Annotated in this window: 10 protein-coding genes, 1 pseudogene and 2 riboswitches; of the genes and pseudogenes, 2 read left to right on the top strand and 9 right to left on the bottom strand. The window is 60.9% G+C overall.

Features of this window, described 5'->3' with window-relative positions:
* Positions 1–105: 105 nt before the first annotated feature.
* From glpK to M516_RS26355, 5 genes and pseudogenes are all read right to left on the bottom strand, one after another.
* Positions 106–1,599 (bottom strand): glycerol kinase GlpK, encoded by a 1,494-nt coding sequence (glpK, locus tag M516_RS0116105; RefSeq protein WP_029100029.1) that lies wholly within the window; start codon positions 1,597–1,599, stop codon positions 106–108.
* A 66-nt stretch (positions 1,600–1,665) separates the two neighbouring features.
* Entirely contained in the window at positions 1,666–2,373 is a 708-nt protein-coding gene (locus tag M516_RS0116100; protein ID WP_029100028.1) for an MIP/aquaporin family protein, read from the bottom strand.
* Positions 2,374–2,595: 222 nt separating this feature from the next.
* The gene (locus M516_RS0116095) at positions 2,596–3,147 is read right to left on the bottom strand and encodes a glycerol-3-phosphate responsive antiterminator (protein ID WP_413541986.1); all 552 of its coding nucleotides are present in this window, start codon (positions 3,145–3,147) and stop codon (positions 2,596–2,598) included.
* A gap of 86 nt (positions 3,148–3,233) precedes the next feature.
* Complete coding sequence (locus tag M516_RS23665; RefSeq protein ID WP_051188249.1) at positions 3,234–4,526, bottom strand: homoserine dehydrogenase; 1,293 nt, start codon at positions 4,524–4,526, stop codon at positions 3,234–3,236.
* Between the two features lie 89 nt (positions 4,527–4,615).
* A riboswitch (SAM riboswitch) is annotated at positions 4,616–4,725 on the bottom strand.
* Positions 4,726–4,811: 86 nt separating this feature from the next.
* Positions 4,812–4,919: riboswitch (SAM riboswitch) on the bottom strand.
* A gap of 190 nt (positions 4,920–5,109) precedes the next feature.
* A pseudogene (locus tag M516_RS26355) lies at positions 5,110–5,178 on the bottom strand (hypothetical protein); the annotation flags it as partial.
* A 486-nt stretch (positions 5,179–5,664) separates the two neighbouring features.
* Here M516_RS26355 and M516_RS0116075 point away from each other — a divergent pair.
* Together M516_RS0116075 and M516_RS0116065 are read left to right on the top strand one after the other, a co-directional pair.
* A complete protein-coding gene (locus M516_RS0116075; RefSeq protein WP_029100024.1) occupies positions 5,665–6,018 on the top strand; it encodes a VOC family protein in 354 nt (117 codons plus the stop codon).
* 400 nt (positions 6,019–6,418) lie between these two features.
* A complete protein-coding gene (locus M516_RS0116065) occupies positions 6,419–7,612 on the top strand; it encodes a saccharopine dehydrogenase family protein (protein ID WP_029100023.1) in 1,194 nt (397 codons plus the stop codon).
* A 182-nt stretch (positions 7,613–7,794) separates the two neighbouring features.
* Here the strand turns inward: M516_RS0116065 and M516_RS0116060 are convergent, their stop codons facing one another.
* The 4 genes from M516_RS0116060 to M516_RS0116040 all read right to left on the bottom strand — a co-directional run bounded on the left by M516_RS0116060 (position 7,795) and on the right by M516_RS0116040 (position 12,530).
* Entirely contained in the window at positions 7,795–8,490 is a 696-nt protein-coding gene (locus tag M516_RS0116060; RefSeq protein ID WP_029100022.1) for a tryptophan 2,3-dioxygenase family protein, read from the bottom strand.
* Positions 8,491–8,905: 415 nt separating this feature from the next.
* A complete protein-coding gene (kynB, locus tag M516_RS0116050) occupies positions 8,906–9,544 on the bottom strand; it encodes an arylformamidase (RefSeq protein WP_029100021.1) in 639 nt (212 codons plus the stop codon).
* A 20-nt stretch (positions 9,545–9,564) separates the two neighbouring features.
* Complete coding sequence (kynU, locus tag M516_RS0116045) at positions 9,565–10,851, bottom strand: kynureninase (protein WP_035289936.1); 1,287 nt, start codon at positions 10,849–10,851, stop codon at positions 9,565–9,567.
* A 473-nt stretch (positions 10,852–11,324) separates the two neighbouring features.
* Complete coding sequence (locus M516_RS0116040; RefSeq protein WP_029100019.1) at positions 11,325–12,530, bottom strand: AAA family ATPase; 1,206 nt, start codon at positions 12,528–12,530, stop codon at positions 11,325–11,327.
* Positions 12,531–12,542: the final 12 nt, after the last annotated feature.

Genomic DNA, 12,542 nt, shown 5'->3' with positions numbered 1-12,542 from the left:
ACGACCACCAATCCCTCCTTGCCCGCAAAGAAGGATCAGTGGTCGACTCCGTTTCTCAGACCATCCGTATGACCTTGTTGCGTTCAGTATACCACGTCCGGCCGATTATTTGAAGGCCATCGCCGCCCGCACGGCTTTTTTCCAGCCGGCGTACAGCCCGTTTCGCCGTTCCTCGCTCATCTTCACCTCGAAGGCGCCGTCCACGTTCCAGTTGGCGGCGATCTCCTGCCTGTTTTTCCAGAAGCCCACAGCCAAACCGGCCAGATAAGCCGCTCCCAGGGCGGTCGTCTCGTTTACCTGCGGACGTTCCACCGGCACGCCCAACAGGTCGCTCTGGAACTGCATCAGGAAGTCGTTCTTCACCGCGCCGCCGTCCACGCGCAGCTTTTTCAGCGTGATGCCGGAGTCGGCTTCCATCGCGGTGAGCACGTCTTTCGTCTGGTAGGCCAGCGATTCCAGCGTGGCGCGGATGAAGTGCTCCTTGCTGGTGCCCCGCGTCAGGCCGAAGACGGCGCCGCGCACGTCGCTGTCCCAGTACGGCGTGCCCAGGCCGACGAACGCCGGCACCACGTAGACACCCTCGGTCGATTCCACGCGGCTGGCGTACGCTTCGCTGTCCGCCGCCGATTTCAGCATGCGCAGGCCGTCGCGCAGCCACTGGATGGCGGAACCGGCGACAAAAATGCTTCCTTCCAGCGCATACTCCACTTTGCCGTCGATGCCCCAGGCGATCGTGGTCAACAGGCCGTGTTCGGAGCGGACCGGTCTTTCCCCGGTGTTCATCAGCATGAAGCAGCCGGTGCCGTAGGTGTTTTTCGCCATGCCTTCCTCAAAGCACGCCTGGCCGAACAGGGCGGCCTGCTGGTCTCCCGCCGCCCCGGAGATGGGCGCTTCCACGCCGAAGAAGAGGTCTTTGTCGGTATGCGCGTAGATTTCCGAGCTGGAGCGCACTTCGGGGAGCATCGCTTTCGGCACGGTGAGGTGCTCCAGCAGCTCGTCGTCCCAGCGCAGGTCGAAAATGTTGTACATCAGCGTGCGGGACGCGTTGGTGTAGTCGGTCACGTGCGCCCGACCGCCGGAGAGTTTCCAGATCAGCCAGGTGTCGATGGTGCCGAACAAGAGCTCGCCGCGTTCCGCCCTGGCCCGTGCTCCCTCCACGTTGTCGAGGATCCACTTGACCTTGGTGCCGGAGAAGTAGGCGTCGATCAAAAGGCCGGTCCGTTCGCGAAACCGATCGTTCAGCCCCTGCGCCTTCAGCGCCTCGCAAATCTCCGCCGTCTGGCGGGACTGCCAGACGATCGCGTTGTAGACCGGCAGGCCGGTCTGTCTGTCCCAGACGACGGTCGTCTCCCGCTGGTTGGTGATGCCGATCGCGGCCACTTCCTGGGCGCTGATGTTGTGGATGGCCAGCACCTCGCCGATCACGCCGACGACGGACGACCAGATCTCCATGGCGTCGTGCTCCACCCAGCCCGGCCGGGGAAACAACTGCGTGAACTCCTTCTGGGCCGCTCCCACCATGTTCCCTTCCCGGTTGAACAAAATGGCACGGGAACTGGTCGTGCCCTGGTCGATGGCCAATACGTACCGCTTTTCCATCCGTCTCATCCCCCTTTATCGTTTTCTCCCGATCCCTCGCTGCGTCAATCGGCCCGGGCCGACCGCTTAGCCGAACAAGGTCTTGAATACGAGCGCTCCCGCCGTCCCGCCGACGATCGGCCCCACGACCGGAATCCAGGCGTAGCTCCAGTCGGATGAGCCTTTGCCTGCGATCGGCAGGACGAAGTGGGCGAGGCGCGGCCCCAAATCGCGCGCCGGATTGATCGCGTAGCCGGTGGTCCCGCCGAGCGACATGCCGATGGCGACGATAAAAAAGCCGACAATCAGCGGATTGAGCCCTTCGGCAAACGTGTTGCCGCCGATGGCCAGCAGGCCGAACACGAGAAAAAACGTGCCCAACCCCTCGCTGAGAACATTCGCAAACGTGTGTCGAATCGCCGGAGCCGTGCAGAATACCCCCAGTTTGGCCGCCGGGTCAGCGGTTTCTTTCCAGTGCGGCAGGTAGTACAGGTAGACGAACACAGCCCCCAGAAACGCCCCGGCCATCTGGGCCAGGATGTACCCGGGCACGAGCTCCCAAGCGAACGATCCGATCGACGCGAGCGCGATGGTGACGGCCGGATTCAGATGGCCGCCGCTGACTCCCCCGACCGCGTAAACGGCAAAGGCGACGGCAAAGCCCCAGCCCATGGTAATCACGATCCATCCGCCGTCTTGCGCCTTGGACTTGTTCAGCACGACGCCCGCCACGACGCCGTCCCCGAGAATCACCAGCATCATGGTCCCGATCAGTTCCGCCCAATACGCCGACATCATGTTCCCCCACTCTCTTCTTTTTTATGATGAGACCGGACCGGCTCCCCCCTTTTCGCCGTTCACCTCCCTGGAAGAAAACAGAAAATCCACCTATCAACCACTGCTTAAGCCCACGGGAACTTAAACACTAGAGAAATAGGTGGATCTCCTGATCTCATCCGACGTATGACCTTCTGGAATCAATCATAAGCGGACGTGAAAGCGTTGTCAACCACTTTTTTACAGTTGTTTCCACAGGTTTCGATCAGAGGTGGTGACGGCGATGGCTCCCGCCGCCAGAGCGCTCTCGATCTCCTCCCGGGTGCGGATAAACCCGCCGACGATGATCGGAATCCGGATCTGCTCACGGATTTCCGTAATGATGTGCGGCATGACCCCCGGCAGGACTTCCACGAAATCGGGTTTCGTCTGCTCGAGGATTTTGTAGCTTGTCTCCAGCGCGCCGGAGTCCAGCAAAAACAGGCGCTGCACCGTGACCAAGCCCTTCTTTTTGGCGGTCGTGATCACCTGCGAACGGGTGGAAATGACGCCGGCCGGCTTGATCTCCTGGCAGAGAAACAGCGCGCCGTGCTCGTCGTTTTTCAACCCCTGCACCAGATCGGCGTGCAGCCACAGCTTTTTTCCGTGCCGGCGCGCCAGGTCGGCGATGCTTTTCAGTTGACAGATATGGCTCTCCAGCAGAATGATCGTGTCGTACCGGCTTTCCAGGACGCGCTCAAACTCCTTCATGTGGCGAATGGCCGGCAGAATGGTTTGCGAACCCAGCATGATGTGTCCTCATCCCCTTGAAGAAGAAGTGCTCCGCTTCTATCATGCCAAAAAATCCCGGCGAATGCGATGGGGAGTTGGACGCTTGTTTACCAACCCACAGTCCCTTCGACGGCACCACGATCGTCGGCCGCCTCCAGCACGGGGTACAGCCGCGCCTGCAGGCCGAAGTCCCGTCCCAAGAGCTCCGCGTGCTCCTCCCTGAGTCCGGCGGCGAGCAAGCCCACGCGCAGGACGCTGCCCGGATCGTACTGGACGGTCAGCCTGCGGACGGCGACTCCCGCCCGTTCGAGGAACAGCAGCACCTGCTCCGGCGTCACGCGGGCCGCTGTCCCTTCCAGAAAACAGAAGTCGAGGCCGGATGAGAGCCGGCTGGACGGGACCGCCGTCGGCCGTTCCCGCCAGGCGGGATGAGGCGTAAACGGCTGGGTCAGCAAGAAGGCCAGATCCTCCACGACCGCGCTGGCTGTCGGCAGTTCGCCCGCCCCTTTGCCGGTGAACAAAAGGTCGCCGACGAGGCTGCCCTCCACCTGGACGGCATTGTACGCATCCCGGATGCGCGCCAGCGGATGCCCCAGCGGCACCAGCGTCGGCCGCACGGACAGGTGCAGACCGCCGTCTTCCCGGCGCGCTTGCGCCAGCAGTTTGATCCGGTACCCCAACTCTTTCGCCAGCCGGATGTGGCCCTGCGAGAGGTCGGCAATCCCCTGCCGCTCGATGGCGGAGAGGGGCAGCGACTCGCCGAACACGAGCTGCGCCAGAATGTACAGCTTGTACAGGGCGTCCCAGCCTTCCACGTCGGCGCGCGGATCGGCCTCCGCATAGCCCAGCTCCTGCGCCCGCTTCAACACGTCCGCGTAGGGCAGCTGCGCCTCCTCCATCTGCGACAGGATGAAGTTGGTCGTTCCGTTGAGGATGCCCCGCACCTCCGCAATGTCGTTGGTCCTGAGGAACTGGCGCAGCACGCCGAGGATGGGAATCCCCCCGGCAACGCTGGCCTCGTAGGCGAGATGGACGCCGTGCCGGTTGGCCAGTTCTACCAGCTCCGCGCCGCGCTTGGCCAGCAGTTCCTTGTTGGCCGTCACCACATGGCAGCCCTTTTGGATCAGCGCCCGCACGTAGTCGTAGGTCGGCTCCACGCCGCCCATCACTTCCACGACGATGTCCACGTCGCTTTCCAGAACGTCGGCAAACCGCGTCGTCAACAGCGACGGCTCCACCTGCACGGCCCGCTGCTTCCGCGTGTCGCGCACCAGCGCCTTGACGATTTCGATGCGCCTGCCCAGCCGGGCCGACAGCTTCTCCTGCTGCGCGCGGATCGTCTTGACCACCCCGCCGCCTACCGTTCCCAATCCCAACAAGCCCACTTTTACCACGCTCATGTTTCTCCCACCCCGTTTTTGTCTTGTACAACACGAAAAAACCTTCTTCCGATTCGAAGAAGGCTTGTGTGCATTGCGCCCGAGCCTCCTTCTCATCTCTCAAGACACGCGTGTCTTGCAGGAATTGGCACCTTGTCACATACCGCGTGACGGTTGCCGGGCTTCATCGGGCCAGTCCCTCCACCTCTCTGGATAAGAAAGAAGTCCTATGAAGTTCAGGAACAGAAGAACGAAAAAGCCTTCTCCGACAAGAAGAAGGCCTGCATCCGTATCAAACGAACCCGCTTCTTATCTGTCAAGACCTCTGTCTTGCAGGAATTGGCACCTGGTCACGCACCGCGTGACGGTTGCCGGGCTTCATCGGGCCAGTCCCTCCGCCGCTCTGGATAAGAACAGTGTTTACCTGTTGGGTATCATTGTAAAGAATGCCAGGTTGTTCGTCAACAAGAATCTGGCAGACGGCGCCGCGTGCGGCACGCGCGAACGTCACAGCAGCATTCGAGATAGGCGTAACGTGCGGCGATTTCTCCCGTGCCAGCCGGCAAATGTCCGACGTGATCCGCGTTCCCCATCCTCTGTTTTGGTGGGCTGGCGAAGTGCCGATATTGCCGATCTCCACATAGCGCTCGTGAAAAATGTGAAACCCGGCCATCGACATGAGGTCGCCGGCAGGGGAAAACAAGCCGATATGAGGCGTTTCCGTCAGTTCTTCCTTTCGAAAGCTCACATACATGGAAGGTGAACGCGTGGAAAGGCAAGCCTTTCAGATAGGTTCCTACCAGACAAATCTCTTCGTTGTGTGTCTGCGCAAGCGCGATGCATCTGTCCGCCCGCACAAAGAGGTTGCTGTACAGGATGTACACTTCTTCCAAACACAAACGCTCCTGCAGGGCGGAAAGTTCCTGCCCTGTGATCGAACGGATCATGTCGTCTCCTCCGTGAAAAAGGGGGTTTCTTTGTTTCCTCTCTTTATTCTACTTTTTTGCGCGGCCGCAGGCACGTTTTCTTCTGGTTCGCTTCTTCAAGGGTCAGGTGGGTTAGGGTGGTTCCTATTTTCTTTATACGCAAAGAAAGAGGGGTTTCCCTTGGCGGCAGGGAATTGGATATGATTCCCTCTATTACGAAAGGAGTGCTCCTCATGGCACGTGTCGTCCTGTTCGAATTAAGCAGCCAAAACCCCGAGCGAGCCGTTCAGTTTTATTCCACCGTCTTCGGCTGGAACATCGCGGAGCCGCGGTGGGATTACTACGCGGTGACAACCGGCTCCGATGACCGTCCGGGCATCAACGGCGGCATTGACTTGGGGCCGCCTGACTATCCGCATGGCACCCGCATCATCATCGAGGTGGATTCGATCGAGGAGGCGATCGCCAAATCGGTGGAAAACGGGGCCAACATCGTCCGGGAACCAATGGATTTCGATGATTTTCACCTGGCCTATCTGGTCGATCCGACAGGGCTCGGATTCGGCTTGATTCAATACAAGTCTTGACCGGCGCCGCCTCTCTAGTTCCCGGAGACCGGACCTTTCCTTTTGGGGTCCGGATTTTTTCTCCCCTGCCGAGCGCATGGGACGTCCGGGCAGATGAATACACATGTACTATCCCCGCGCGACACGGCTTGCTCGAACTTTTTCGTCCATGACTGGAAAAGGAGGTGACAGCACCCATGCGGTATCGCTGCCTTCCCCCTAGCCCCCTCGCTTTTCCCCCCGTGTACACGAATGACCACTCGAACACAAGGAGGTTGTTCTCATGAACCTGCGCCCTCGGGAGCCGATTGACATGACTGCCCAAGTGTCGGTGCACCCCGCCGATATCGATCTTCATCTGCAAAAATGGCTGTTTCGAATGCGAAGATAGACCGTTGCCCACATACGGAAGGAGGACTCTATGCGAGTCGCAATAGTAGGTGTTGGCGGCGTTGGACAAGTGAGCGCCTGCGAAATCGTGAAGTCGCGTTATCTGGAAAAACTGGTGCTGGCCGACATCTCCATCGGTCCGGCGGAAGAACTGGCCGCCGAGCTGCGCCGGGAAACCGACGTGGAGATTCAGGTGAAACGGGTGGACGCCCGCGACGTGTCGAGCGTTCAGGCCATTCTGGGCGACATCGACGTACTGCTGCACATCGGTTTGCCCGAAAACAACTTCGAAGTGATGAAAGCGTGCTTGAACACGAAAACGCATTACATTGATACCGCCTCCAGCGGGCCGCAGTGGCTCCGCAAACAGTTGGCCTGGAACGACGCGTTCAAAGCGGCCGGCCTCTTGGGCATCATGGGCTTGGGGTGCGACCCCGGCTTTTCCAACATCGCGGCCCGGTACGCCGTCGATCAGTTGGACGAAGTGGATGCCATTCTGATCCGCGACGGCGACAATTCCGTCGTCGACTACGACGGTTTCTGCTCCTACTTCAGCCCGCAGACCGCCATCCAGGAGTGTCTCGCCAAGCCCAACTACTGGACCGCGGACAAAGGGGAACAGTATTTCCCGACGCCGTTCGCCAACAAGGAGGAGTTTGAATTCCCCGAACCGATCGGCTGGCTCGACTGCTACAACGTCGAGCACGAGGAGGCCACCACCCTGGGCGAAACCATCGGCCGGGCCAAGGGATGCAGGTACGTGGACTTCAAGTACGCCCTGCACCCCGACTTCGTCAATACGCTGCAGGTATTGAGCTACCTGGGGCTGGACAGCGACGAGGAGATCGACGTCAAAGGCGTAAAGGTGGCGCCGCGCGACGTGGTCGTCACCTCGATGCCGAAACCGGCCGACCTGGCGGGCAAAATTCACGGCTACTCCTGCGTCGGCGCGCTCGTCAAAGGAAAAAAGGACAACAAGCGAAAGGACATGTACGTCTACACCATCGCCAATCATGACGAGGTTTTCTACAAAACCGAATTCCAGGCGACGATCTGGCAGACCGGCATTCCGCCCGTCGTAGCCGTGGACATGATGGCGGAGGGGCTCTTGACCGCGACAGGCTGCATACCGCCCGAGCTGATCGATCCGATCCCGTTTCTGACCCGGCTGAAAGCCCGCGGCATGAAGTGGGACGTGATCGAAAAGACCTCCCCCCTCCTGTAGATCACGTAGCACGTAAGTTGACATACACGCGAAAAAGGATGGCGGCATCCGATCTGCCATCCTTTTTCGGGACCAGCAAGGCGCACGGAACATCGAACCAGCGGAAAAGCGGACAAGCCTAGCTGTCCTCTGCGGGCTGACCCGCTATGGAAGGCGGCCGGCTCCGCCGCTCGGCCGCTCCGCTAGTCTCCCAGCGGCTGCGAGTTGTTGCTGGAGCCGGTCCAGTCCGTCAGCTCGCTGATCGCTTTCCACAGCGCCGGGTAAAACGCGTGGCGCACGCCCTTTTGCAGCGCCTGGGCGGGGATTCCTTTCAGGCTGTTGGTCTCCAGACCGATCATTCGTTTGACCAACTGCAGGTGCTGGTAGCGAAAGCTCTGGAACGACTCGTCAAACTGAAGCAGTTCCTGCATCAAGCGGAACAGTGCCGGTTGGGCGTCCGGCTGCTTGTGCAGTTCCAGCGGACTGAGGCCGGCGTCGGTCAGCAGCCGCTCGAACGGCTCCCACAGCGTCGGCCCCGTCTGCAGGATCCGGTTGAAGCCGGGCGAGTCCTGCCCGCTGCCGCGCCCCAACGCCAGCCGGATGGTATGGTAGTCGATCGGGTTGATCACCTTTACCATCTGAAAGACTTCCGGCAGATGCTTGAGATGCAGGTTGACGCGGCCCAACCGGGCGGCCGCCCGATCCGGATCGCCGGCAAGCATGGCGGTCCTGGCCTGGCCCAGGTACTGCACAATCAATGTAAAATGAAGCTCGGCAATCTGGTGGATCACCTGAAAGGTCAGTTCGTCTTCGCAGACCAACTGCTCTTCGTTTTTTTGCAGACGGAGCAGTTCTTCCGTGCGAATGTACTTTTCGTAGTCGGTCAGCGCTTTCACCATTCCGCTCTGCCTCCCCCATGTAGTAGACTGGCATTCCGGTCATCAGCGAACAGGCAGGAACGCACTACAGGTAAACGGCTGTCTTTCTCGAATCATTGAAAACATGTACCTTGTATCATCATTCAGGAGGGATTGACCGTTCCGAAACCATTCATCTGATTTACACATGCAAGGACGGTTTTGGACGCCCTGCGTCAAGCGGCGAAGGAAAAAGGGCGAAATACCTGTACATCTCATCGATGGAAACGGAGTCGGCGGTGAAGTTTTATCGAAGCTGCGGTTCCACGATCACCTCGGAAATCGATGAGGAATTGTTTGAAAAAGAACCGCATGACATCCATATGCGGCTGACATTGTGACTCCCCCGCCAGGTTCCGCAGGGAGATGGGCAGCCTACGGGATTGAGCCCCCCGTGTCATTCCCCACTCCTGTTCGCCAAGCGGCGCAGCACCGCCCGGACCGGACTGCCGTCCGCCTCGCGAAGCGGCAGCGGCAGCGCGATCAATTCGTAGTCGCCCGGCGTCACGCGATCCAGCACGACGCCCTCCAGGATGTGAATGTCGTGGGCGTGCAGACCGTGATGCGCCGGCAGCTCCTTGCTGTCCAGCGGGTCGACCGAGGGAACGTCCACGCCGATCAGGCGGATGCCCTTCGCCGCCAGAAACGGCGGCAGATCGGGACGAAGGTAACAAATGTCGGCGGGAAACCGCTCCGGGTCGGTCCAGGAGCCGGTCTTCAGCAGCAGCCTGGTCACGCCGGACAGGTCGTGGGCGGCCAGATCATCCGCACCGATGCTCGCTTTGCCGCTGACGTCGATCACCCGGGCTGGACCGACGTACAGCTCGACGGGCAGGTCGGCCGCTCGCCGCCCCTCGTCATCCACGTGAAACGGCGCGTCCACGTGCGTCCCGGTGTGGACGCTCATCGTCAATCGGCCGACGTTGACGGAGCCGCTCGCCGCCTTGGACCAGCTTACCTCGTAGCGAAACGGCGTGTCGCCCGGCCAGGTGGGCACCCCGGCGAAAAGCGGGCGGGAAATGTCGATCCATTCCATGCGCTTCCCTCCTCCTGCCGTCAGGTCACGACGCCCCGTTTGTTTTCGTAGCGTTCGTACAGCTTCTCCTGCATGATCCGCTTCAGCACCTGCACCGCTCTCCACACTTCATGGTATGACGTGTACAAGGCCACCGGTGCCAGCCGAATCACGTTGGGGGCGCGGAAGTCAGGGATGACGCCGTGCGCTTTCAACGCTTGGGAGATGCGGGCCGCTTCCGGGTGTTCCAGGCTGACGTGGCCGCCGCGCCGCTCGTCCTCACGCGGGCTGCCGATGACAAAGCCCATGTCCGGCAGCTCCATGTCGATCAGGTCCATCAGGTAGCGCGTCTGCCGCAGCGACTTGTCGCGGATCGCCTCCATGCCGGCCTCGGCAAACATCTCCAGCGATCCGAACAGCGGCGCCATGCTGAGGATGTGCGGCGTGCCGATCTGGTACGCCCCCGCCGTCCGGGCCGGCGTAAAGTCGTGCTCCATGTCAAACTGCTTTTCCTTGTCCGAGCCGAACCATCCGGCCAGACCCGGGAGCCGTCCGAAGTGCTTCCGGTTGACGTAGAGGCCGCCGACGCCGCCGGGCCCGCTGTTCAGGTACTTGTAGGTGCACCAGTAGGCGAAGTCGACACCCCACTCGCTGAACCGATGGGGGATCGCCCCCACCGAGTGGCAGCCGTCAAATCCGATCAAGATGCCGCGGGCATGCGCCTCCGCCGTCAGCCGGGGAATGTCCAGAAGCTGGCCGCTCTTGTACAGCACCGTCGGCAGCACGATCAGCGCCACCTCCTCCGTCATCGCGGCGATGATGTCCTCCTCGGCCAGATAGCGGCCGTCCCGGCTTTTGACCCGCACCAGGTAGTCGGCGGGGTCCAGCCCGCGCAGCCGCAGTTGGCTCTGCAGGGCGTAGATGTCGGAGGGAAAATTGAGCTCGTCGGCGAGGATTTTGCTCCGCTTCCCCTCCGGGCAGAAAAAGGCGGCCGCCAACTGGTGCAGATTGACCGTTGTAGAACCGCTCACAACCACTTCGTCAGGTTCGGCGCCGACCAGCGGCGCACTCATCGCGCCCAGCCGCTCCGCCTGGTAAAACCACGGGTTGTCCCCCTCTGTCCACCCGTCGATGCCGCGCGTCTTCCAATCGTCCAGCGCGCGCAGCAGCGCTTCCTCCGCCCGCCTGGACAAAAGGCCGAGCGAATTGCCGTCCAGGTAGACGATGCCCGGCTGGATGTAAAACGCTTCGCGAAAACGGGCCAACCCATCCTCTGCGTCGCACTGCAGCGCATGCGCCTCTTTCAGTAAAACGGAACGGCTCTCCACGACAAGCCTCCTCCCACGGAAATGAGTTGCTCATACACAGCTTACAGAAAAAAACGAAAAACAGAACCGGTTGGAAGCTAGTGGGAAATGCCGAAGGGAAAAAGCCGCTCCGCTCCACTCCTCTCCACAAGGCCCTGTACCGCGTCGATGACTGTTCGACGGCTCATGGCCCCAGCTTCGCCATCGTCGCATCGGAAGTGAACCCAGCGGCTTCCCGTGCGCTGAATGGCGTCCCCATTGACAATGTCAAACGATGGAAGTCCGATGAACGCTTTGCTAAAATCAATAGGCAGCGCAGATTTCCTTTTCTTGGTATGTCTAACTCACTCGACATTGCGATAATAATTCTGGCAATAAACACAATGCCCGGTACGTTCAAAAAAGACTTGTACGGAAAAAAACCGCACAAGTCTCTTGCTTGTTGTGGCGGTCACGGTCCCAGCCTTTCGGTGAAAAACCCCCCCGCGGCCCCCTCAAATCCGCTTGTGCCGCGCCAAGAACTTCTCCACGTCGTCGTACAGACCGCCCTGGTTGGCGTATTTCACGTAGTTTTTCACCGTGCGCAGCCACTCGATGGTGGACGGGCGCGTATCGGCAATCGCTTCGCGCAGGTCGTCCACGCCGATGGGCCGCTCCACGCCGGTGGACATGATGTCGCGGATGACGTTTTCCGTCGCCTGCTCGACCACCTGTTCGATGTCGGCGCCGGAGTACAGCTCGGTCCACTCCGCCAACTGCCGGTAGTCCAGCGGCTCGACCGGCCGCTCCGCCAGTTTCAGCCGGAAGATCGCCTCCCGCGCCTCGCGGTCCGGCGGGGCGACGAAAATCAGCTTGTCAAAGCGGCCCGGCCGTTTGAACGCCGGATCCACATCCCACGGCATGTTGGTGGCGCCGATGATCAAGAGTTTATCCGTATTGGCGTCGATGCCTTCCATCTCGGTCAGAAGCTGATCGATCACCGTCCGCATCGTGTGGGAGGCGGACTTGCCCCGGTTGTAACCCAGCGCGTCCATTTCGTCGAGAAAGAGAACGGCCGGCTTCTGCGCCCGGGCGGAGGCGAACAGGTCGCGCAGGTTTTGTTCGCTCACGCCCAGATACGGGTCGAGAACGTCGGCGATGTGCACGCTGACAAACCGCGCCCGGCATTCCCCCGCCGTCGCTTTGGCGATATACGTCTTGCCGCAGCCGGGCGGGCCGTACAGGAGAATACCGCCGCCCGCCTTTTTGCGGAAGCGCTCAAACAGGCCGGGAGAGAGAAACGGCTGAATGATCTTCATGCGGATCGCCTCTTTGACCTCGTGCATGCCGCCGACGTCGGCAAAGGTGATGACGCCTTCCCGCTCCTTGGCCGCTGCCGCCCCGCTCCGGGCCTTGCCGCCGGGTATCACCCGCATCGGGCCGGCCGGAACGGACGGGACCGCAATCTCTTCCGCCGGTTCCTGCCGGTTCTTCTCCGCTTGTGGGGGGATGAATTCGGCCTCCGCAGCCGAGAGTTTTCCCAGCGCCTCGATGATGGTTTGCTTCATCTCGTCGTCACCGTGGGCCAGCGCCTGGGTAAACGCCTGCAGGGCCTCGCTGCGGTTTCCCTGCTCGGCGTATTCCACACCGAGCAGATACCACACGGAGGCGTTGTGCCGATCAGCCTCCAGCATCTGTTTTAACACTTCGATCTTCGTCATGACTACCAACCC

The organism is Brevibacillus thermoruber 423, from assembly GCF_000454065.1.
Lineage (GTDB): Bacteria > Bacillota > Bacilli > Brevibacillales > Brevibacillaceae > Brevibacillus > Brevibacillus thermoruber.
Note: the sequence above shows the minus strand (reverse complement) of the source record. Positions and strands in the feature narration are given on the sequence as shown.

What these genes read in the sequence shown, in the direction of transcription:
- M516_RS0116040 (WP_029100019.1), bottom strand. Translation starts at nt 12,530, where the DNA reads ATGACGAAGATCGAAGTGTTAAAACAGATGCTGGAGGCTGATCGGCAC.
- glpK (WP_029100029.1), bottom strand. Translation starts at nt 1,599, where the DNA reads ATGGAAAAGCGGTACGTATTGGCCATCGACCAGGGCACGACCAGTTCC.
- M516_RS0116100 (WP_029100028.1), bottom strand. Translation starts at nt 2,373, where the DNA reads ATGTCGGCGTATTGGGCGGAACTGATCGGGACCATGATGCTGGTGATT.
- M516_RS0116060 (WP_029100022.1), bottom strand. Translation starts at nt 8,490, where the DNA reads ATGGTGAAAGCGCTGACCGACTACGAAAAGTACATTCGCACGGAAGAA.
- M516_RS0116065 (WP_029100023.1), top strand. Translation starts at nt 6,419, where the DNA reads ATGCGAGTCGCAATAGTAGGTGTTGGCGGCGTTGGACAAGTGAGCGCC.
- kynB (WP_029100021.1), bottom strand. Translation starts at nt 9,544, where the DNA reads ATGGAATGGATCGACATTTCCCGCCCGCTTTTCGCCGGGGTGCCCACC.
- M516_RS0116075 (WP_029100024.1), top strand. Translation starts at nt 5,665, where the DNA reads ATGGCACGTGTCGTCCTGTTCGAATTAAGCAGCCAAAACCCCGAGCGA.
- M516_RS23665 (WP_051188249.1), bottom strand. Translation starts at nt 4,526, where the DNA reads ATGAGCGTGGTAAAAGTGGGCTTGTTGGGATTGGGAACGGTAGGCGGC.